The sequence below is a fragment of the Pandoraea anapnoica genome (assembly GCF_902459765.1).
GTDB lineage: Bacteria > Pseudomonadota > Gammaproteobacteria > Burkholderiales > Burkholderiaceae > Pandoraea > Pandoraea anapnoica.
In genome coordinates, this window is the sequence record NZ_CABPSP010000004.1 from 383,671 (window position 1) to 405,042 (window position 21,372).

At 63.4% G+C, this 21,372-nt stretch carries 16 protein-coding genes; 8 read left to right on the forward strand and 8 right to left on the reverse strand.

From position 1 onward, the window contains the following. Nucleotides 1–32 precede the first annotated feature (32 nt). The 4 genes from fdhF to PAN31117_RS09820 all read right to left on the reverse strand — a co-directional run bounded on the left by fdhF (nucleotide 33) and on the right by PAN31117_RS09820 (nucleotide 6,405). Nucleotides 33–2,918, reverse strand: coding sequence for a formate dehydrogenase subunit alpha (gene fdhF, locus PAN31117_RS09805; RefSeq protein WP_150738019.1), 2,886 nt, complete (start codon nucleotides 2,916–2,918; stop codon nucleotides 33–35). Nucleotides 2,919–2,963: 45 nt separating this feature from the next. Next, nucleotides 2,964–4,598: a formate dehydrogenase beta subunit gene (locus tag PAN31117_RS09810; RefSeq protein WP_150738020.1), complete on the reverse strand. Its 1,635-nt coding sequence runs from the start codon at nucleotides 4,596–4,598 to the stop codon at nucleotides 2,964–2,966. Further along, nucleotides 4,591–5,073 carry an NAD(P)H-dependent oxidoreductase subunit E gene (locus tag PAN31117_RS09815; protein ID WP_150738021.1) on the reverse strand — a complete coding sequence of 161 codons (483 nt, stop codon included), beginning with the start codon at nucleotides 5,071–5,073 and terminating at the stop codon, nucleotides 4,591–4,593. Before PAN31117_RS09815 ends, PAN31117_RS09810 begins: the two co-directional genes overlap by 8 nt. Nucleotides 5,074–5,331: 258 nt before the next feature. Beyond that, nucleotides 5,332–6,405: a substrate-binding domain-containing protein gene (locus PAN31117_RS09820; protein ID WP_150738022.1), complete on the reverse strand. Its 1,074-nt coding sequence runs from the start codon at nucleotides 6,403–6,405 to the stop codon at nucleotides 5,332–5,334. 235 nt (nucleotides 6,406–6,640) lie between these two features. Between PAN31117_RS09820 and PAN31117_RS09825 the strand changes: the two genes are divergently transcribed. The 8 genes from PAN31117_RS09825 to PAN31117_RS09860 all read left to right on the forward strand — a co-directional run bounded on the left by PAN31117_RS09825 (nucleotide 6,641) and on the right by PAN31117_RS09860 (nucleotide 15,917). After that, the gene (locus tag PAN31117_RS09825; RefSeq protein WP_150738023.1) at nucleotides 6,641–8,953 is read left to right on the forward strand and encodes an FdhF/YdeP family oxidoreductase; all 2,313 of its coding nucleotides are present in this window, start codon (nucleotides 6,641–6,643) and stop codon (nucleotides 8,951–8,953) included. Further along, nucleotides 8,946–9,233: a helix-turn-helix domain-containing protein gene (locus PAN31117_RS09830; RefSeq protein ID WP_246188999.1), complete on the forward strand. Its 288-nt coding sequence runs from the start codon at nucleotides 8,946–8,948 to the stop codon at nucleotides 9,231–9,233. The genes PAN31117_RS09825 and PAN31117_RS09830 overlap by 8 nt, the downstream gene beginning before the upstream one ends. A 224-nt stretch (nucleotides 9,234–9,457) precedes the next feature. Further along, a complete protein-coding gene (locus PAN31117_RS09835; protein ID WP_174990900.1) occupies nucleotides 9,458–10,513 on the forward strand; it encodes a fatty acid desaturase in 1,056 nt (351 codons plus the stop codon). Nucleotides 10,514–10,867: 354 nt separating this feature from the next. Next, nucleotides 10,868–11,146 carry a hypothetical protein gene (locus PAN31117_RS09840; protein ID WP_150738025.1) on the forward strand — a complete coding sequence of 93 codons (279 nt, stop codon included), beginning with the start codon at nucleotides 10,868–10,870 and terminating at the stop codon, nucleotides 11,144–11,146. Continuing rightward, nucleotides 11,136–11,390, forward strand: coding sequence for a hypothetical protein (locus PAN31117_RS09845; RefSeq protein ID WP_150738026.1), 255 nt, complete (start codon nucleotides 11,136–11,138; stop codon nucleotides 11,388–11,390). The genes PAN31117_RS09840 and PAN31117_RS09845 overlap by 11 nt, the downstream gene beginning before the upstream one ends. A 10-nt stretch (nucleotides 11,391–11,400) precedes the next feature. Further along, the gene (locus PAN31117_RS09850) at nucleotides 11,401–12,981 is read left to right on the forward strand and encodes a PepSY-associated TM helix domain-containing protein (RefSeq protein WP_174990901.1); all 1,581 of its coding nucleotides are present in this window, start codon (nucleotides 11,401–11,403) and stop codon (nucleotides 12,979–12,981) included. A 60-nt stretch (nucleotides 12,982–13,041) separates the two neighbouring features. Next, nucleotides 13,042–15,303: a TonB-dependent siderophore receptor gene (locus PAN31117_RS09855; protein WP_150738028.1), complete on the forward strand. Its 2,262-nt coding sequence runs from the start codon at nucleotides 13,042–13,044 to the stop codon at nucleotides 15,301–15,303. Nucleotides 15,304–15,698: 395 nt separating this feature from the next. After that, nucleotides 15,699–15,917, forward strand: a complete 219-nt coding sequence (locus PAN31117_RS09860; protein ID WP_150738029.1) for a ubiquitin-like protein — start codon at nucleotides 15,699–15,701, stop codon at nucleotides 15,915–15,917. Between the two features lie 172 nt (nucleotides 15,918–16,089). On the opposite strand, the gene PAN31117_RS09865 is transcribed toward PAN31117_RS09860, so the two are convergent. The 4 genes from PAN31117_RS09865 to pelF form a co-directional block, all read right to left on the reverse strand. Beyond that, entirely contained in the window at nucleotides 16,090–16,860 is a 771-nt protein-coding gene (locus PAN31117_RS09865; RefSeq protein WP_044455659.1) for a ferredoxin--NADP reductase, read from the reverse strand. Between the two features lie 277 nt (nucleotides 16,861–17,137). Then, complete coding sequence (gene galE / locus PAN31117_RS09870) at nucleotides 17,138–18,160, reverse strand: UDP-glucose 4-epimerase GalE (RefSeq protein WP_150738030.1); 1,023 nt, start codon at nucleotides 18,158–18,160, stop codon at nucleotides 17,138–17,140. 139 nt (nucleotides 18,161–18,299) lie between these two features. After that, nucleotides 18,300–19,676, reverse strand: coding sequence for an exopolysaccharide Pel transporter PelG (gene pelG / locus PAN31117_RS09875; RefSeq protein WP_150738031.1), 1,377 nt, complete (start codon nucleotides 19,674–19,676; stop codon nucleotides 18,300–18,302). Continuing rightward, nucleotides 19,676–21,322, reverse strand: coding sequence for a GT4 family glycosyltransferase PelF (gene pelF / locus PAN31117_RS09880; RefSeq protein ID WP_150738081.1), 1,647 nt, complete (start codon nucleotides 21,320–21,322; stop codon nucleotides 19,676–19,678). Before pelF ends, pelG begins: the two co-directional genes overlap by 1 nt. Between the last annotated feature and the right edge of the window lie 50 nt (nucleotides 21,323–21,372).

The following is a 21,372-nucleotide window of genomic DNA, read 5'->3' on the forward strand; positions in this document are numbered from 1 at the left end:
CTGACTCCAGGTCATTCCAGGGGTTCGCGCCCCTACTTCGCCGATACCGGTTCGGCAGGGTTGCGGGCCGCATCGAGCAATTCGAGTTGCGTGCGGTTGAAGGAAGAATACTTGGCCTGCCACGCCGACGGCTGCACCACCGGCAGCACCTGCACGGCCGTCACCTTGTATTCCGGGCAATTCGTTGCCCAGTCCGAGTTATCCGTCGTGATGACGTTCGCGCCCGATTCCGGGAAATGGAACGTCGTATAAACCACACCGGGTTGCATACGTTCGCTGAGCATCGCGCGCAGCACCGTCTCGCCCGCCCGGCTCCGGATGCCGACCCAGTCGTCATCCTTGATGCCCCGCTCCTGCGCGTCGTGCGGATGGATTTCGAGCCGGTCTTCGTCGTGCCAGTGAACGTTGTGCGTGCGGCGCGTCTGCGCTCCGACATTGTATTGCGAGAGGATGCGCCCCGTGGTGAGCAGCAGCGGGTAGCGCGGCGTGACCTTCTCGTCCGTCGGCACATAACGCGTGATGATGAAGCGCCCCTTACCGCGCACAAAGGCGTCGACGTGCATGATCGGCGTGCCGTCGGGTGCCTCGTCGTTGCACGGCCATTGCAGACTGCCCGCTTCGTCCAGACGCGCATAACTCACACCATGGAACGTCGGCGTGAGCCGCGCAATCTCGTCCATGATCTCGGACGGATGCGCATAAGGCATGTCGTAGCCCAGGCGCTTGGCCAGCGCGATGGTGACTTCCCAGTCGGCCATGCCCGGCAACGGTGCCATCACCCGGCGCACGCGAGAAATGCGTCGCTCGGCGTTGGTGAACGTGCCGTCCTTTTCGAGGAACGTCGTGCCCGGCAGCAGCACGTGCGCATACTTGGCGGTCTCGTTCAGGAAGATGTCCTGCACGACGATGCACTCCATCGCCTCCATCGCCGCCGCGACGTGCTGCGTGTTGGGGTCGGACTGCACGATGTCTTCGCCCTGACAGTAAAGTCCCTTGAAGCTGCCGTGGATGGCCGCGTCGAACATGTTCGGGATACGCAGCCCCGGCTCGGCCTGCAACGTTACGCCCCACGCGGCTTCGAACTCCTCGCGCACCAACGTATCGGACACATGCCGGTAGCCCGGCAATTCGTGCGGGAACGAGCCCATGTCGCACGAACCCTGCACGTTGTTCTGTCCGCGCAGCGGGTTCACGCCGACCCCTTCGCGCCCGACGTTGCCCGTCGCCATCGCCAGGTTCGCGATGCCCATGACCGTGGTCGAGCCCTGCGCGTGCTCCGTGACGCCCAGCCCGTAGTAGATCGCTGCGTTGCCACCCGTCGCGTACAAACGCGCAGCGCCGCGAATCTGCTCGGCAGGCACGCCCGTCACCACGGACACCGCCTCCGGCGAGTTCTCTGGCAGCGCCACGAAATCGCGCCACTGTGCATACGCTCGGTCTTCGCACCGCTCGGCAATGAACGCCTCGGCCAGCAGTCCCTCGGTGACGATCACGTGCGCCAGCGCATTGACCATCGCGACGTTGGTGCCGGGACGCAATGGCAGATGGAACGCCGCCTTCACGTGCGGTCCGTCGACGATATCGATGCGACGCGGATCGATCACGATGAGCTTCGCCCCCTCGCGCACACGCCGCTTGAGTCGCGAGGCGAAGACGGGATGCCCGTCCGTCGGGTTCGCACCCATCACCAGAATCACGTCGGCGTGTTCGATCGACTTAAAGGTCTGCGTACCGGCGGACTCGCCGAGCGTCTGCTTCAGCCCGTAACCCGTCGGCGAATGACAGACGCGCGCGCAGGTATCCACGTTGTTATTGCCGAAAGCGGCACGCACGAGCTTTTGCACGAGATACGTCTCTTCGTTCGTGCAGCGCGACGAGGTGATGCCGCCAATGGCGTCGACACCATACTTTGCCTGCAGCCGACGGAACTCCGACGCTGCGTAATCGAGCGCCTCATCCCACGACACTTCGCGCCACGGATCGGTGATCTTGCTGCGGATCATCGGCTTGGTGATCCGCTCCTTGTGCGTGGCGTAGCCCCAGGCGAAGCGCCCCTTGACGCAGGCATGGCCTTCGTTCGCGAGACCGTCCTTGTATGGGGTCATGCGCACGACCTCGCCGCCCTTCATCTCCGCCTTGAACGCGCAGCCGACGCCGCAGTACGCGCACGTCGTCACGACCGCATGCTCGGGCTGCCCCATTTCGACGATGCTCTTTTCCTGCAACGTGGCCGTCGGGCACGCTGCCACGCAAGCGCCGCACGACACGCACTCCGAGTCCATGAACGGCTGATCCTGCCCGGCCGAGACGCGCGCTTCGAAGCCACGCCCGGAGATCGTCAGCGCGAAAGTGCCCTGCGTCTCCTCGCAAGCCCGCACGCACCGGTTACACACGATGCATTTCGACGGGTCATACGTGAAGTACGGATTGGACTCGTCCTTGGTGCTGTGAATGTGGTTATCGCCGTCGAAGCCGTAGCGGACTTCGCGCAGACCGGTCACACCGGCCATGTCCTGCAACTCGCAATCGCCGTTGGCCGCGCACGTCAGGCAGTCCAGTGGGTGATCGGAGATGTAAAGCTCCATCACGTTGCGTCGCAAGTCCTGCAACTTCGGTGATTGTGTGCGCACCTTCATGCCCGGCTCGACGGGCGTCGTGCACGAGGCGGGGAAACCGCGCCGCCCTTCGATCTCGACCAGACACAGGCGGCACGATCCGAACGGTTCGAGCGAATCCGTCGCACAGAGCTTGGGGATGTTGACGTCGTTGCCCGCTGCGGCGCGCATGATCGAGGTGCCGGCCGGAACCGTCACGCTCAGACCGTCGATCTCCAGCGTGACCTCGACTTCGCTTTCACGCCGCGGCGTGCCCATGTCCGGGCCGTGGCCCGGCGAGACTTGTGCATTCGGATGGATCATGTGTCGTTCTCCCATTCAGACGTGCAGGCTTTGGACGTTGGCGTGTCAGGCAGCTTCGGCGCATCCGGCGCCGTCGGGCAGACCGAAGTCCGCCGGGAAATGTTCGAGTGCAGAGCGCACGGGGAACGGCGTCATGCCGCCCATCGCGCAGAGCGAACCGGACACCATCGTGTCGCAAAGGTCGTGCAGCAACTTCACCTGACGCGCGGACGTATCCCCGCGCCGGATCCGCTCGATCACCTCGACACCACGCGTCGACCCGATACGGCACGGCGTGCATTTGCCGCACGATTCGAGCGCGCAAAATTCCATCGCATAGCTCGCCAGTCCGGCCATGTCGGCCGTGTCGTCGTGGACCACAACACCGCCATGCCCCACCACAGCACCTAACGCCGCGTAGGCCTCGTAGTCCATCGGCACGTCCCATTGCGCGTCGGGCAGATAAGCGCCGAGCGGCCCACCGACCTGGATGGCCTTCGCGGGACGCCCGCTCGCCGTGCCGCCACCGAAGTCGTCGAGCAGCGTACGCAACGTCACACCGAATGCCAGTTCCACCAGACCGCCGCGACGGATGTTGCCCGCCAGTTGCACCGGCAGCGTGCCCTGCGACCGGCCCATGCCGTACTCGCGATAGGCCTGTGCCCCATGCGCGAAGATGTACGGCACGCTCGCCAGCGTGATCACGTTGTTGATGAGTGTGGGCTGTCCGAAAAGACCGGACAGCGCGGGGATCGGCGGCTTGGCACGCACCACACCGCGCTTGCCTTCGAGGCTTTCGAGCAGCGCCGTTTCCTCGCCGCAGATATAAGCGCCAGCAGCCTTCGCCACGCGCAATTCGCAGGCGCGTCCGGAACCGAGGACATCCGGCCCGAGCCAGCCCTCACGACGCGCTACGGCCATCGCAGCCTCCAGCGCCGCGATGGCGTGGGGATATTCGCTGCGCACGTAGACAATGCCTTCGCTCGCGCCCACGCTCAGCGCCGCGATCGCCATCCCTTCGATGAGCACGAACGGATCGCTTTCCATGATGAGGCGGTCGGCAAACGTGCCGGAGTCGCCTTCGTCGGCATTGCAGACGACGTACTTCTGCGCGGATTCGGCGCGACTCACCGTACGCCACTTGATACCGGCCGGGAATGCCGCACCGCCGCGTCCGCGCAGCCCCGAGTCGAGCACCGTCTGACAAGCGGCCTCCGCGTCGAGCGCGAGACAGGCGCGAAGCCCCGCGAGGCCGCCGTGCGCCAGATAATCAGCCGGGTCCAGTGGATCGGTCACACCCACGCGGGCAAACGTCAATCGTTGCTGGCGCGCCAGATACGGAATCGCCTCAACGCGCCCCACGCAGGCGGGCATGGCGGCATTCCAGCTTCCGTCGGGATTCTCCTGCGAGACACTGCGCTCTGCGTCCTTCGCTGCGCACGCGGGCCAACCGCTGTCGAATAGCGCTGCGACCTGCGACGGCTGCACGTTGCCGTATCCCACGCGCCCCGCAGGCGTCGCTACCTCGACGAGCGGCTCCAGCCAGAACAAGCCCCGCGAGCCATTACGAACGATATCGATGGCAACGCCGCGCCGGGTCGCCTCGGCGGCTACCGCCGCCGCCACCCTGTCCGCGCCAAGCGCAAGCGCGCCAGAGTCACGCGGGATGTAGATACGGAAAGACTTCGACGCCTCAGTCATGACGACCCTCCTTGCTGGCGACGGCATCGGCGAGCAGCACGTCGAAGCGTGCCGGACTCACACGCGCATGCAATTCACCGTTGATCGTCACGGCAGGCGACAACGCACATTGACCAAGGCAGTAGACCGATTCGACGCCCACGCCATTACATGCGTCGCCATCGATGTGCGCGCCGGTACAGGCTTCGACATGGGCGACAAGCGCTTCGCCGTCGCGACTGCGACAGGCTTCCGCACGGCAGACCTGCACGACGGTCGATGGTGGCGGCGCGCTGCGAAAGTGGTGATAGAAGGTGATGACGCCGTGGACCTCGGCGCGAGAGAGATTCAGCGCGGCAGCGATGGCTGGCACGTGAGCGGGATCGACGTAGCCGTCAGCGTCCTGCAAGGCATGCAGCAACGGCAACAACTCGTGTGCGCGGCCAGCGTGGCGAGCCAGCAGCGGCGCGAGCGTCGCATGAGGTGTGGGCACCATCTCGAATTGTCTCCTGGGGCAAGACCGCGTTTCATATGTTCTTGATTGCATATGATGACAACAGGTCTTTTGGGGGCTCAGTCCTTACGACAGTAGACCAAACGCCCCGTCCCAACAAGCCTCGTGCAAATACCGATACCCTCACATGACCGTTCGCGCTGCATAGCAACATGATGCAGACATCCAGCCCATGCGGGCCGGGGGGCGGTCAATGAAAAACGTCCCGCATCGTATATGCATGAGAATACATATGAAACTTCACCCTAGTAACGGGAATGCCTCGGACAACGACGTCACTCGTCCCGTCGCCCCTTCGCTGTAGCCCGGGATGGCATGAACGGTCTGCCGGTATTCGCCACTCTGGAGAATCTCAAGCAAAGCCTGAAGATGCGGGGACTCGCTGCCGCTCTCCGGGAACATCAGGCAATAACGCTCCGTGAGGATCGGGATGAAATCGAGGCCGAACTGACTCGCGGCGGCTTCAATAGCAAGGCCGGCGTCGGCGCGTCCGCTGGCGATATACGCAGCGACGGCGGCATGCGTGAATTCGATGTTCTCGGCACCGGCCACCGCCGAGGGATCGATACCGTCCTGCGCCAGCAACAAGTCGTAAATGATGCGCGTGCCCGACCCGCGCTCGCGGTTCGCGAAGCGCGCGCCCGTGCGCGGCAGATCCGCCAGCGTCCGGATGCCGAGCGGATTGCCGCGCGCCACGAGCAGACCGAGACGTCGCGACGCCACGTCCGCCACGCGATACGACTTACCTTTCAGCAGTGGCATGTACTGGTCGAGCACCGGCTCGGCGAGCGCGCCAATCGGCACGTGAAAGCTCGCGACTTCGCATTCGTGCTTGGCCAGCGCGGCAATCGCTTCAATGCTGCCGCGATAGCTGACGTCGATGGGCAAACCGGCGCGTCCCGCGAAATCAACCAGCGCCGCCACCGCCAGGCCGTGACTCGCGAAGAGCCGCAACTGGTCGGTTTCCTGAAGCAACAAATCGTCGAGTTCGGTCTGCAATTCGGACGCCATCGTCTCCAGCAACGGGCCGAGCCGGGCCTGCAGTCGCTTCTGCCCCCAGAGCAATCGCTGTGCGAGCGGCGTAAGGACGGCTCCGCGCCCGCGAGCCATCGTGAGCAACGGCGCCCCCATCAGCGACTCCACTTCCTTCACGTGCCCCCATGCGCCACGGTACGACTGTCCCAGCACCTGACTGGCGGCCTGCAAGTTGCCGTGCGTCTGCACTTCGGTGAGCAGCGACAACACCTTGTCGAGCGGCAGGTCGCTACCGTCATGGCGAAAACGAAGTTGTGGGGCAATGGAGATACGCTTCATAGGGCTCACCTTATATGCTATTCATTGCATAAATCAATTTATGCAAAATCCTGATAACATGCTTACAAACGTCGATTTAACGGGCATTTCCCGCTCAACATTCGCACGAAGTCATTGGCGCAATGTTTCGCAATTATGCATCATTTTGCCTATTTGACGTCAATCGTTTCCTCTGGACATTGCGCCCCCCCGAAGTTGGCGCAATGCGCCGGTCACTCTTGCCCGAACACGCGTAATGTCTGCCCCGAAAATTGCCCCGTACGATCGCCCCGCTGGCGGTTGGGGCGCGCTCAAGAACGTCGCCATCCAACTCGTCACGCAAGGCATCCCGCTCAAAGGCGCGCGAACGCTGCTCAGCGCGAACCAGCCCAGTGGCTTCGATTGCCCCGGCTGCGCCTGGCCGGACCGCGAACACGCGTCGACCTTCGAATTCTGTGAGAACGGCGCGAAGGCCGTCGCGGCCGAGGCGACCAAGCGCCGGGTGACGCCCGAGTTCTTCGCCGCGCGCACCGTCACCGAGTTGCTCGAACTCGACGACTACACGCTCGAAGGTTACGGCCGTCTCACGCACCCGATGCGCTACGACGCAGCCAGCGATCGCTATCTGCCCATCGCCTGGGATGCCGCGTTCGCCATGATCGGCGAGCATCTGCGCGCATTGCCCGACCCCGATCAGGCGGCGTTCTACACCTCGGGACGCACGAGCAACGAAGCGGCATTCTTGTATCAACTGTTTGTCCGTCAGTACGGCACGAACAACTTCCCGGACTGCTCGAATATGTGCCACGAGCCGACCAGCGTGGGGTTGCCGCCGGTCGTCGGCCTGGGCAAAGGCACGGTCACGCTCGAAGACTTCGAGCAGGCCGATACGTTGTTGTTGTTCGGGCAGAACCCGGGCACCAACCATCCGCGCATGCTCGGCGAATTGCGGGAAGCGGCCAAACGCGGCGCAACCATCGTTTCGATCAACCTGTTGCATGAGCGCGGTCTCGAGCGCTTCGCCGACCCGCAGAGTCCGGGCGAAATGCTGAGCATGGGCGGCACGGCCATCAGCGGCCATTACGTCACGCCAGCGAGCGGCGGCGACTTCGCTTTCGTGAAGGGCGTCATCAAGCATGTGCTGGCACGTGACGCCGATGCCCGCGCCAACGGCGAACCCGCCCTGCTCGACGACGCGTTCATTGCCGAACATACGCACGGCTTCGACGACTTCGCCGCCGACGTGCGCGCCGAGCGCTGGGACGATCTGGAGCGCGCATCCGGCGTGTCGCAGGCGCAGATGTGCCAGATTGCCGACGTCTATCTGCGTGGCGAGCGGGTCATCGCGACCTGGGGCATGGGCATCACGCAGCACAAACAGGCGGTGGCAACGATCCAGATGATCGTCAACCTCATGCTCTTGCGCGGCAACATCGGCCGTCCGGGTGCCGGGCTTTGCCCCGTTCGCGGCCACAGCAACGTGCAGGGCGACCGCACCGTCGGCATCAACGAGAAACCGACGGCTGCGTTCCTCGACCGGATCGGGCAGGTCTTCGACTTTACGCCGCCACGCCGCGAAGGTCTGGGCGTCGTCGACACGATCTCTGCGATGCTCGCCGGACAGATCCGGGTCTTCATCGGGATGGGCGGCAATTTCGCGATGGCCACGCCCGATACGCCGCGGACGTGGGAAGGTCTGCGTCAGTGCGACCTGACCGTGCATGTGGCGACCAAACTCAACCGCAGCCATCTGGTGCACGGCCGCGACGCACTGATCCTGCCGTGCCTCGGCCGTACGGAAATCGACATGCAGAACGGTGCGGTGCAAGGCGTGACCGTCGAAGATTCGATGAGCATGGTTCACCTGTCGTACGGCATCAACGCCCCGGCCTCGGAGCATCTGCGCTCGGAGCCCGCAATTGTCGCGGGCATGGCGCAGGCGACGATGGGCAGAGCCGTCGGCGGCCATGACGACTGGCACTGGTACACCGAAGACTACGACCGCATTCGCGACGCCATTGCCGCCACGTTCGACGACTTCGCCGAATTCAACCGCCGCGTGCGCCATCCGGGCGGCTTCCGCCTGCCGGTGCCGCCGTCGGAGCGCCAATGGCTCACCGCCAACGGACGTGCCAACTTCACCACGCACCCGCTACCCGCCGAGTTGCCCATCGACATCGCCCGCAAACAGGCGGGAGATCGCGGCGTAGAGGTGCTGCAACTCGCCACGATCCGGTCGCACGATCAGTACAACACCACAATCTATGGGCTGAACGACCGGTATCGCGGCGTGTTCGGTCAGCGCCGCGTCGTCTTCGCGAACATCGAGGATCTGGATGCGCGCGGCCTGCGCGCAGGCGAGCGCATCGACCTCGTCGGCGTGTGGAACGACGGCATCGCCCGTCGCGCCGACGACTTCCTGCTGGTCGCCTACGACATTCCGCGCGGCAGCATCGCCGCGTACTACCCGGAGACGAACGGCCTCGTACCGCTCGACGCCATTGCCGACGGCGCAGGCACCCCGACATCCAAGTCTGTTCCGGTATTGCTGGAGCGCCGCCTTGGCTGAGCTCTCCACCACCGCCGACGGCGAACTGGCACAGGCGGAGCAGGAACTCGCCCGTCTGCTGCAAACGCTCGCCGACGGGCGTCGCGAAGGCCGCGCGTCGATGTCGCTCGCGCGCCTGGCCAAGCGTAGCGCATTGCCCATGAGCACGTTGCTGCGCTACCTCAGCGTGCTCACGGAGGCCGGATGGGTCTCGCTCGAAGACGGCGAGCGCGGCCTGCAACTCGCCCAGTTGACGTCGGCCGGGGCCGAGCAGTTGGATAGCCTTGGCAGTCCTCAGTAAAACTGCCCGTCCGTCGAAAAAGCGGCCACGTATGACGGAAATGCGACGAAAGTAAGGCGCCGCAATACGACTGACATATTTCCATCCCGGCACCCGACATACACTCTCGTCGCTACGGGGCGGATCACCGCCCCGGGCGCTTACGTTGCCCGATGCGATCCATGCAATCTGTTCAACATCGGAGACGTCAGGCCACGTCATGTCCGCCATGCCCCGGAGACTTCATGGAGAACGTCGTTGCGCGCCCGGTCGAGATCGACGCCGCCACGCCCTGCGTCAGCGCCACCGTCGAGAGCGTTGCGACGCCCTCGCCCGCGCTGTGGCGTCACGCCAGACCGTCGCGCTGGAACCCCGTGCTGATCGGCCTGACGACGCTCGCCGGACTCTGGCAATGGCTGGGGCTGGGATGGGCGCTGCGCCACTGGGGTGAGATGGCGTCGCTGACGCTGCTGCCTGTGCTCCTGCTCACTCCCATGCACTGGGGGCTAATTCACGAGTCCATCCACGGCCAGTTGCGCCTCAAGCCCCGCGCCAACGAACGCACCGGCCGCTCGCTCTCCCTGCTGCTCGGACTGCCCTTCGAGATCATGCGATTCGGGCATCTGATGCATCACCGGTTCACGCGTCAGCCCTACGACCGTCCCGACATCTCGACCCTGCCCGCCGATGCACCGTTCGCCGCACGCGCCAGACGCTGGCTCGGCTATCAGTCGCGCCTGCTGGGCGGCATGTGGCTCACAGAGCTGTTCGCACCGCTCATCGCCTGGCTGCCGGTCAAGCGCCTGCCCACGCTCGCGGTAAGCGCACTGGGTGCCGACCCGCAGGACGACGATGTGCGTCGTCGTGTGGTGATGTTCGCCTCCGATCCGGTGCGACGCCGCCGCATTCAACGCGATTTCCTCCTGACGCTCCTCGCACTGGGTGCTGCGGTCTGGGCGTACGGTCCTTGGTGGCCGGTGTTCGCGATGACGTTCGTCGCGCGCGGCATCTGGCTATCCATTGCCGACAACCTGCCGCACTACGGCGTGGCAATGGACGAGCCTGCGCGCTCGCGTAACTTCCGCTCGCCCGCGTGGGGACGTCTGCTCGTGCTCAATCACCATCTGCACCGCGTTCACCATCAGTACCCCACTGCGCCCTGGCACCTGCTGCCGGAAATCAACGTCGCGCAACCTTCCTCCGGCCCTGTCATTCCATACTGGCAGGCCATCCTCCGCCAGTTCCGCGGACCGTTACCAGCCAGCAGCCTGACGGCCACCGTCCCGACCGCGCATCACTAGAGCCGTCACACCTGAGCGGCAACGACGCCCCGTGCGTCGTTGTCTGCGCGCCACGCAAGTCCCACGTCTTACTATGGATTTCGGACCGACTCTTTCAGGATTTGTCCGAATCGTGATATAAATGCGAATCGTTTTCGTTAACGTTTACATCATCATTTCGTCGGATACTAATCGTGATGATGTAACGAGCGACCGACACCGTCTGTGGATTTGCGCTGCCAGCCACGTCGCCTCAGGGCGGCGTTTTCGTTTTCGATTTCGTTTTCGTCGGCACAACGCGAAAACAGGCGTAAGGCGCTCCGCTTGGCGTCCGTATTTCTGCTTTTTGCGCTCACTTATCAGTCACTCGCGAGCATGTTGATTGCATTGGCCCTTGCACTGGCATGGTTGGCAGGCGCTGCCTGCTACCTCACTTCGGAACACCAGCGATTGCGCGCGCACCGCCTGGCGGCACAGCCCGCGCGCGCGATAGCCCTGGTCGCGGCGATCGCGAGCCTTGTTTGCTGGTGGCTGGCCGCCGGTCCGTCGGCCGGTATTGCATCCGCGTTCATGTCGCTGTGCTTTGGCCTGCTTTTCTGGCCGTATGCAGCGGGTGGCTGGCACTGGCTGCGCGGAGACGCTCATGTGGAGTAGAACCTTCGCGGGCCTTGTGCTCGGCTTCTTCGCCGCCGTCGCCTTGTGTGGTGCCATCGCCTACATGACACCGGCTGGCTGGCAAACCGCCGCGATCCCCGTCATCGCCCTCTTCCCGCTCGTGTGGCTGGGTCTGTTCGCCGTCGTCTATGCGAGCCGTACGGCCGCGCGTGCGTGGATCGGCATTGGCGCGACCACTGTCGTCGCGTGGGCCGCGCTGCTGCTGGCGCGCATCGTCTGGTAAGGATCGCTCTATGCGCGCCCAAACGCTTCGTCAATACCTGAGTGTCCATACGTGGGCCGGCATCGTGGCCGGTTTCGCGTTGTTCGTCGCCATGCTCGGCGGCGCACTGACCGTCTTTCATCACGAAATCGAACGCTGGGAGCAGCCGGCGACGCGTCACGCGCCGCTCTCGCTCGCGCAAACAGAGCAGCTCGCAGAGATGGTTCGCGCGCAGTACCCTGCGGCCCGCGAGCAAATGGGCGTGGTGCTGCCCAGTCATTCGCCCATGCCTTTCGCCTACTGGCAACAGCCCGATGGCGAATGGATGCAGGCACGACTGCGTCTGAATGCGGACGGCACTGCATCGTCCCTCATCACGGGCGATGCGCGCCCCGGTCTGTCGAACACCGTCAATTCGCTGCATTACTCGCTCTCGATTCCGACCTACGGCCTGTATCTGATGGGCGTGGTGTCGTTGTTCTACGGCATGGCGCTGATTTCCGGCGTGATCGTGCACCTGCCGCGCGTGACGCGCGACATCTTCGCGCTGCGTCCGGGACGCAATCTGAAGCGCTTCTGGCAAGACGCACACAACGCCATCGGCGTACTGAGCTTGCCGTTTCATATCGTCTTTGCGCTCACGGGTGCACTGCTGTGCCTGAGCCTGCCGCTGATGATGGCGTTCAACGTGCTGACGTTCGAGAACAAGCTCGCCCCGCAGTTCTTGCAGATGACGGGCGCCGTTCCGGCCAAGATCGCACCGGTCGATGGCAAGCCACTCGATCTTCAAGCGGTGCTGGCACACGCCGAACACGCAGCTCCTGATTTGGAGACGACGGCCGTCGCATGGTCGCGCTACGGCAAACCGGACGCCGTGGCCGAAGTCTATGGCGAAGCGAACGACTCGCTGGGCGTCTTCGGTGCCGTGGCGGTCCGTCTGAACGACGGCGAAATCGTCGGCCAGCACAGCCCCGGTGTACGCGACGCGAATCACGCCGTGCTCAGCATGATCTACGGCGCACATTTCGGTAATTTCGCGGGCGACGTCATGCGCTGGGTGTATTTCATCCTCGGCCTGATGGGTGCCGTGCTGGTGTATAGCGGCAATCTGCTCTGGCTCGAATCGCGTCGCAAGCGCAATGCCGCCATTCAGCCTGCCAATTTGCAATGGATGGCCAAGGCAACGGCTGGCGTATTCCTTGGCACCTGCTTTGGCATTGCCGTGGCGTTCGTCGCTGCCGTGGTTGCGCCGGGCGCGACGTCGCTGTCGATCTTTGTCGTCACGCTCGTGCTATCGATGCTCTTCGCCGCGCTAACCGCACCTGCGGTGGCGGCGACCGGATTGCTCGTGGCGACTGCGCTTGCCTGCCTCGCGATTCCCGCCGTCGATGCGACGTTCACGCCCGACAATCTCGTGCGGACGCTGGCCAATGGCGACTGGGTGCTCGCTGGCGTCGATCTGATCGCCCTCGCCGGTGCCGCGATCTTCGGGCTGTTCGCGCGAGCGACTTGGCGTCGTGCACGGCGCGGCGACCCGAACAGCGTCTGGGCGCACCCGACTGCGACGGACCAGGCCACGCCACAAGTCATGCCGCAAACGCCCCACAAATAAAAGATCGATTCACGACGGACGCGCCCGCACACGGCGCGTCACCTACAGGGAGATGTACCGATGTTGCAACACCGCCCGCTCGCAGGGCGCGGATTCGCTCGTCCTCGCGCCGCGCACGACCTGACGCATCAACACCCGAATCACCCCCAACACGTGCCTGCCCCCTCGCCCATCACACGTGCCATCGCTGGCGTGTTCGCCATCTGCACCGCGTCGCTGACCTTCGTGTCCGGCACGACTTATGCACAACAAGCGCCACAGGCTTCCCAAGCGTCGGACGGGCAACCCGCCGCGAAAGACACGGCGGCGTTGCCCACGACGACCGTGTCGAGCAATCGCGATGAAGACGTTAAAGTCGAACGGGTGACGAGCGGCGCACTCGGCACGCGGCGTGCCGTGAACACGCCGTTCTCGGTCGTCGGCGTAAACAGCGAACAGATCAGGAATCAGATGGCGCAGACGGCGACGGATGCCTTCAAGTGGGATCCGGCCGTCACCACACTCTCGGAAAACAAGCGCAACGAAAATTCGTACTTTGCGGTGCGCGGCATGCGCGTCGACATGCTCGACGGCACCAAGATCGACGGTCAGAACTTCGTCTCGTGGCAGGCCGACATCCCGCTCGAACCGTTCGAACAGGTCGAGCTGCTCAAGGGACTGTCCGGCTTCATGTACGGCTTCGGTGCACCGGGCGGCATCGTCAACTACGTGTTGAAACGCCCGACGGACGAGCCGCTGCGTCAGTTCTCGGTCGGCTATGAAGCCAGCAACGTGTGGAGCCAGAAGCTCGATCTGGGCGGACGCTTCGGTCCCGACAACCGCTTCGGCTATCGCCTGAACCTCGTCAACGAGGAAGGCAATACCGCCGAGCCGAACAACCACGTGCGCCGCAAGACGATCTCGTTTGCGACCGACTTCCGCATCACTCCCGATCTGACGTGGTCGGCCGACGTCGCCTACTGGAAGCGCCAGACGACGGGCACGCTGTTCGGCATGAGCTTCGGCGGCGCGACGGCAGTCCCCGACGCCAACAAGGTCGCACGCAATCTCGCCCAACCGTTCACCTACTACGAAACCGACGCACTGACGGCTGGCACCGCCCTGGACTACCGCATCAACGATCAATGGAAAGCGAACTTCAAGTATCGCTTCGCACGTCAGAATCGTCTGAACGGCGACAGCTTCCTCTACGTGATGAACTCGGCCGGTGACTACAGCGACACGCAGTACAAGTGGAAGACCGCGTACTACTACCAGGCATGGGACGCCATGGTGGAAGGCAAGTTTGCGACCGGTCCGTTCAAGCATAACGTGGTGTTCGGTGTGTCTTACCAAACGCAGGTGAAGCTCAACGACAACGGCCTGGGCGGTAACGGCATTTCGCTCGGCACGAGCAACATCTACAACCCGTCGCTGCTGCCGAATCAGGACATCGGCATGGATTACCAGCCGTATCGCAGCGAAAAGATCTCGCAACGCGCGATTTTTGCGAGCGACACCGTCGACATCACGTCGCGTATTTCGGCACTGGTCGGCCTGCGCTACACGCAGTTCAACGACGACCTGTACGACATCTACGGGCAAACCGGCACGTCGTACAAGGCCAAGCCCGTCACGCCGACGCTGGCGTTGATGTACAAGACGGACAACGATTCGACCGCTTACGCGAGCTACGTCGAATCGCTGGAACCGGGCGGCTCGGCCTCCATCACCGACAGCAACTATCCGACGACCTATGGGCCGCTCAAGAGCAAGCAATACGAAGTGGGCTGGAAGGCGGACAAGCAGTCGTGGGGCGCGAATCTGGCGCTGTTCCGCGTCGAACGCGGCTACGGCTATACCAACGTGTCGAACTTCTACGTGCAGGACGGCACGCAGCGCTTCCAGGGGCTCGACGCCAGCGGCTGGGTACGTCTGGCGCGTGACTGGCGTGTGATGGGCGGCGTGCTGCTGCTCAACACGAAGGCCGTGAACGTCGACGATCCGAACGTCGCAGGTAAGCGTATCTTCGCGGCACCCCGCTATGTCGTCACCGGTCGTGTCGAGTACGACACCCCGTTCGTGCGCGGCCTGACCGTGGCGGCAGGCGTGAAGGTGACGGGGCAGCAGGAAGTCGACGCCGCCAACACGTTGTCGATTCCGGCTTATACGACGATCGATGTGTCGGCGAAGTACGCCACCCGCATCGCTGGCAAGTCCGTCGTGTTGCGTGCCGCCATCAACAACCTGACGGACAAGCACTACTGGACGACCACGTACAACGGGTTCGTACTGCCCGGCTCGACCCGCACGTTCCTCGCCAGCGCCACGATGGACTTCTGATCGATACGGCACGTTGGCCTCGCGCCGATGCTGGAAACACCTCTCGATAATCTAAGGACCGAATCGTCGGATGGCGTTCCCAGCGCGACATTTCATTTTCCGTCCGTCAGCAACACATGGCGTCGCTTTATGCGACGCCTGACCCATTCTCGATCTACCTTTCATTCGTTTCGAGAAGACGCAATACATCTCGACTGGCAAGACGCTGTGTAACGGGATGTGCCCGACCTTGAAACGCCACGACCTCGGCACTACGATTTTTCTAGGTTGACGGTAGCTATGCTTTCATTCGCTTCCTGCTGCCTTCGCCACGCTACAGCACAGGCGCGCGGTACAACATTGATGGATTGAGTGCAAAGCGCCATCACAAGTCAGTCAATTCAGTGAGGTCGAATATGCAAATAACGGTCAGGACGTTGACGGGCAAGGACATTGCTCTGGAAGTCAACCCGTCTGACACCACTGAGGCTGTCAAGCAAAAGCTTCAGGAAAAGGAAGGGATTGCACCGGAAAATCAAAGATTAATATTTGCGGGCAAACAACTTGAAGATGGTCGAGCACTTGCCAACTACAACATCCAAGCGGGCAACACGCTTCACCTTGTCTTGCGCTAATGAGCCGTGATGAGCGCAAAAAAACAAAAAGGTCGGGTTCCACGAAAAGAACCCGACCTTTTGTCGAACTGCCTGGTTTACCACGCCCGAGACAATCCAAATACCTTACGACAGCGATGCATGATGTATTGAATCAGCGCAAGTCGCCACCGCCGTCACACCATCGCTCGCCTTAACCGACGAACGCGCGCTCGACCAGATAATGACCTGGCGCGTGGTTGTGACCTTCCACGAAGCCGCGCTTTTCGAGCAGCTCGCGGGTGTCCTTGAGCATGGCCGGGCTGCCGCACAGCATGACGCGGTCGTGTTCCGGCGAAAACTCCGGCAGACCAATGTCCGTGAAGATCTTGCCCGACTCGACCAGTTCCGTAATACGGCCCTGGTTTTCGAACTCTTCACGCGTGACCGTCGGGTAGTAGATCAGCTTGTCTCGGACATACTCGCCCAGATACTCGTGCTCCGGCAGATGCTGGGTAATCAGATCGCGGTAGGCCAGCTCGCTGGTGAAGCGGCAGCCGTGCACCAGAATTATGTGCTCGTAGCGATCGTAGACTTCCGGGTCGCGGATGATGCTCATGAACGGCGCGAGGCCCGTGCCCGTCGAGAGCAGATACAGGTTCTTGCCCGGCAGGAGGTTGTCGTCGATGAGCGTGCCCGTCGGCTTACGGCCAACGATCACCTTGTCGCCCGGCTTGATGTTTTGCAGACGCGAGGTAAGCGGACCGTCCTGCACCTTGATGCTCAGGAACTCCAGCTCTTCCTCGTAATTGGCGCTCGCCATGCTGTAGGCGCGCAGCAGCGGCTTGCCGTCGACTTCCAGGCCGATCATCGTGAACTGGCCATTGACGTAACGGAACGAAGCGTCGCGAGTGGTCTTGAAGCTGAACAACGTGTCGGTCCAGTGGTGGACTTCCAGCACGGTCTGTTGATTCTGAATGCTCATATTGACTTGACGTTTAACGGAGGCGGCGGCACAGCGCTTCGGCACGGCTCAACGGGTTGATTGCCCCGCACAGCCAAACTTGCCTGAATGACGCTTTCGCAGGCCATCCTTGACGGCCCCGATGCCCGAACTCCAGGCGCATCAGGTGTACGCACTATCGGTTATGGACGGGAAAACCCCACTATTTTACCCCAATTGGGAATTGCTTTCATTTATCCCCAACGTCATTTAAGACATATCCATATGCCTGAGAGGCATATCGCACGGGGCTGCCCGCTCAGCGATAGCCGTTCGGGTTTTGATGCTGCCAGCGCCAGTGGTCGGCGCACATGCGCGCCAGATCGTGCTCGGCGCGCCAGCCCAGCAGCGCCTGCGCACGCGCCGGATTGGCGTACGACATGCCGATGTCGCCCGACCGGCGCTCGACGATCTGGAACGGCACCTCACGGCCGCTGGCGGCCTCGAAGGCGCGCACGACTTCCAGCACGCTGCGCCCTTCCCCCGTGCCGAGATTGACGGTGAACCCGGCGTCGAGCTTGGCCAGCCCGGCCAGTGCCGCCAGATGGCCGCGCGCCAGATCCACGACATGGATGTAATCGCGAATACCGGTGCCGTCCGGCGTGGGCCAATCGCCCCCATAGACATTGAGGACCGGCTGCTTGCCGACGGCGACCTGCGCGACGAACGGCATCAGGTTGTTGGGCGTGCCGCCCGGATCTTCGCCGATCAGCCCGCTTTCGTGCGCGCCAACCGGGTTGAAGTACCGCAAAACACCGATACGCCAGCGCGGATCCGATTGGGCAGTATCGGTCAGCATCTGTTCGGCCATCAGTTTCGTATGGCCGTACGGATTGGCGGTCGACAGCGCCGCCGTCTCCTCGACCGGGACTGACACCTGATTGCCGTACACCGCCGCCGACGAGCTGAACACCAGATGCCGCACGTCGTGACGGTCCATCGTCTCGATGAGCGTCAGCAGGCTACCAAGGTTGTTCTTGTAGTACAGGAAAGGCTTCTGAAGCGACTCGCCGATGGACTTGAGTGCCGCGAAGTGGATCACGCCGTCGATGCGGTGACGGGTGAATACGTCTTCCATGACACTCGCCGAGCAGGCGTCGCCCTCGACGAACACGGGCGCACGCCCGGCAATGCGCTCGATGCGCGCCACGGCGGTGCGGTGGCTGTTGCACAGGTTATCGAGAATGACGACTTCGTAGCCCGCCGCCAGGAGCTCGACACACGTATGCGAGCCGATGTAACCGGCGCCGCCGGTGACGAGAATGGTGCCCAGATGGTTCATGAAGATGCCTTGGCAACGCCCGTGTGGCGTGCCCGATTCGCACAAATGTGCACGACGATTGCAATCGCGAGACCCGGCATCTTACTCCAGCCGTCCACGCCATGCCACTGACGGCCGCTGCGCCGGGCCCCATAGCCGTTCAGACGTTCGGCCCCATGTAAGTATCGTATTCGAGCGCCGCGAGTCGCCGCGTCAGCCGATGCGCGCCGAGCGCCAGCACGCACAGCAGTGCAAGCGCAAACCCGTAGCCGTACAGCGCGGGCCCGTAGACCAGACTGACCCCGGTGAACAGGGCATTCAGACACACCAGCATGGCCGTCAGGATCAGCACGTCGCGACGTCGATCGAGGTAGAACAACACGTTTAGCACGCCGAGCAGGAGGACTTGCAAACCGGCCGAGACGACGTCGATACGTAGCAGCGTCTGCCATCCGCCAGGCACGCCGACGAGCCGCAGCATATCTTCGCCGAACGCAAAGACGAGCAGCGTCACGACGGCCTGCACCTTCAGAATCTCGTACAGACCAGTACGCACGGCACGTACCATCAGCACCCGCGACGCCGAAATCTGGCACAGCGTGCCGCCGTGACGCACCGCGTCGAAAAAAGCGGTGTAAGCCTCGGCGAAGTCGGTTTCGATGCGCAGCAGGAACACCGCCATCCCCGGGATCACGCAAAGATAGGACAGGAAGACCGGCAGATCGTAGAGGGGTGCGGCCCGCAGCGGGCCGATCACCGTCATGCCGGTCGCAGGCCACGCCCAGAACATCAGCTTGTCGATCCACACGCCCAGCCCGAAGCAGACGCCGACACCAACGAGCGAGAGCCTCAGATTGCGCGGCACGAACACCGCCCATGAAAGCCACGTGGACGTACGGTAGTTGCGCGCGACGATGACCGTGAACCCGAGTAGCAGCGCCGTGTGACCGATGACGAAGCCGCCCAGCAGGCCAGTCAGGCCGAACCGTCCCAGCAGCACCGCGCAGACGACGGTCAGACTGTAGCCTGCGCAGAACACGCCGAGAATCGCCCGGTACTGCTTCACGCTCGTCAGAAACAGCACCACGATCCAGAGGTTGCCCAGCAGCACAAAGCCGATCCACATCAGCCAGCGATAGGTCAGCGGCTGGTCGACGAAAAGCGTTTGCGACAGCAACAGGCCAATGCCGCCGAGCACGACCGTCGTCACGAGCGACACGGCGTTGAAAGACGGCATCACTGCCTGCGGCTCTCCGGCGAAGAGCCGGTCGCTCAGATAACGCGTGAAGGCGAGCTGGATCAGCCCGGTCACGATCACGCTCGACGCGATCAGGTACGTCACCGACACCTGAAACTGCGTGAGGACGACCTGCGGATGCACGTGCGCAAGACTCATCAACCCGACCAGCACCACGCCGACCATCGACAGCACCAGCGGGCCTGCACTGATGATTCCGGCGTAGCTGTAGGCCGCGAACGTGCCCGACAGCGTGTCGCTGCGTAGCAGACGCCGAAGTTCGAACCCGATCCCGGCCATCAGCGCTCACCTCCCGGAGTGTCCGGCATGCCGGGCGTACCGTCTTCGTTCATCCAGCGTCGATACAGCGTGCGATAGGCATCGCGAACGGTGTCGAGGCGATAGTGCCGTTCGACGCGCGCGATACCGGCAACGCTTGCGGCCTGCCATGCCGACGGCTCCATCACGTCGACGATGGCGGCGGCAAGCGCTTCGGGGTCGGCCATCGGCACAATGCGCCCCGACCGCCCGAGCGCGCGGTCTTCCGGGTCGCCGCCCTCGATCAGTTGACGGCATGCCCCGACGTCCGTCGCTACCGCCGGCACCCCGGCGGCCGCCGCTTCGAGCATCACCAGCGGTAACGCCTCGGACACCGACGACAGCGCCAGCACGCCGATCTGCGGCAACACCGACTCGACCGCGCGATAGCCCATGAACCTCACCTGATACTCCATCCCCAGACTCGCCGCGAGGTCGCGGCACTCCTGTGCATACGCCCGGTCTTCGGTGTCCGGGCCGACGATCCAACCCTGCACATCGGGCCGTGCACGATAAGCGATGAAGAGCGCGCGCAGGAAGGTCTTGATGTCCTTGACCGGCACCACGCGCCCGATTAGTGCAACGACGGGTGGGATGTCGTCGTGCGCCACGCCCCCCACACCTTTGACGCGTTTCTCCCGAAGCGCCGCAAAGCGTGCAATGTCGACCCCGTTGGCGATGCATCGCGTCTTGTGCGCAGGCGCGCCGTCGTCGATCTGTCGCAGCCGATTGCCCTCGTATAGCGACACAATCTCGTTTGCCGTGTCGTAGCAGACCCGCCCGATGGCTTCGAAGAACCGCATCCAGAGATTTTGGAAGTAACCCACACGCGAGATGTCGCGCTCGAATGGCCCCCGGTTGTCTCGCAACCACTCGCTTTGCAGCAGGTCGAGCTTGCGCTCCTTCGTGTAGCTGCCGTGTTCGGTCACCAGCAATGCTCGCCCGCTCGTCATGCGCAGCATTGCGCCGAGCAACCCCGCGTAGCCCGTCGACACCGTGTGATACATGCGGGCGGGCGGCAACGCACTGGCGATGCGTGCGAGTTGCCAGATCGGACGATGCATCGCGCGAATCGTCCAGAAGTAGTCCGTGAACGACGGGTCATGGCAAAACCTCTCGTATCGCTCGGTGATGAATTCCCAGGACCGTTCGCTGTGCAGGAACGCCGAAGACGACAGCGGCTGGCCGTCGCGCAGCAGCGGAAGGAGGTGCGCAAGCATGCTGCGCAGGCCATCGACTGTCATGTACCCCGCAACGTCCGCTATCCGCGCGTCACCCGCCCCGCCCGACCGGCTCTCGTACCGCTGACGAAACAGATCGTGCATCCGGGCGATGCAGGCAAAGGCTTCGGCGTCGCCCGCGCTTTTCCGGGATGCAGTGCGCGTGTCTTCAACGTCCGTTGGCGTCGCGGACGGCGCATCCGTCTCGTAAAGGTAATGCGCTTCGAAATGCGTGACGTTCGCGGGCAACGGGTAGACCGGCGCACCGTAATCCTCGCGGCGGCTGCCGATGAACACGACGGAGAACGTCAGGTCAGGAAATGCCCGGATCAACTGGTCGACCCAGGACGACACGCCGCCACGCACGTACGGAAAGGTGCCTTCGAGCAAGAGCGCAACGTCTGCCATTGCGGCCGTCGTTGCGATGTCCGCCCCGATGCGGGACGATGGTTCGGGCG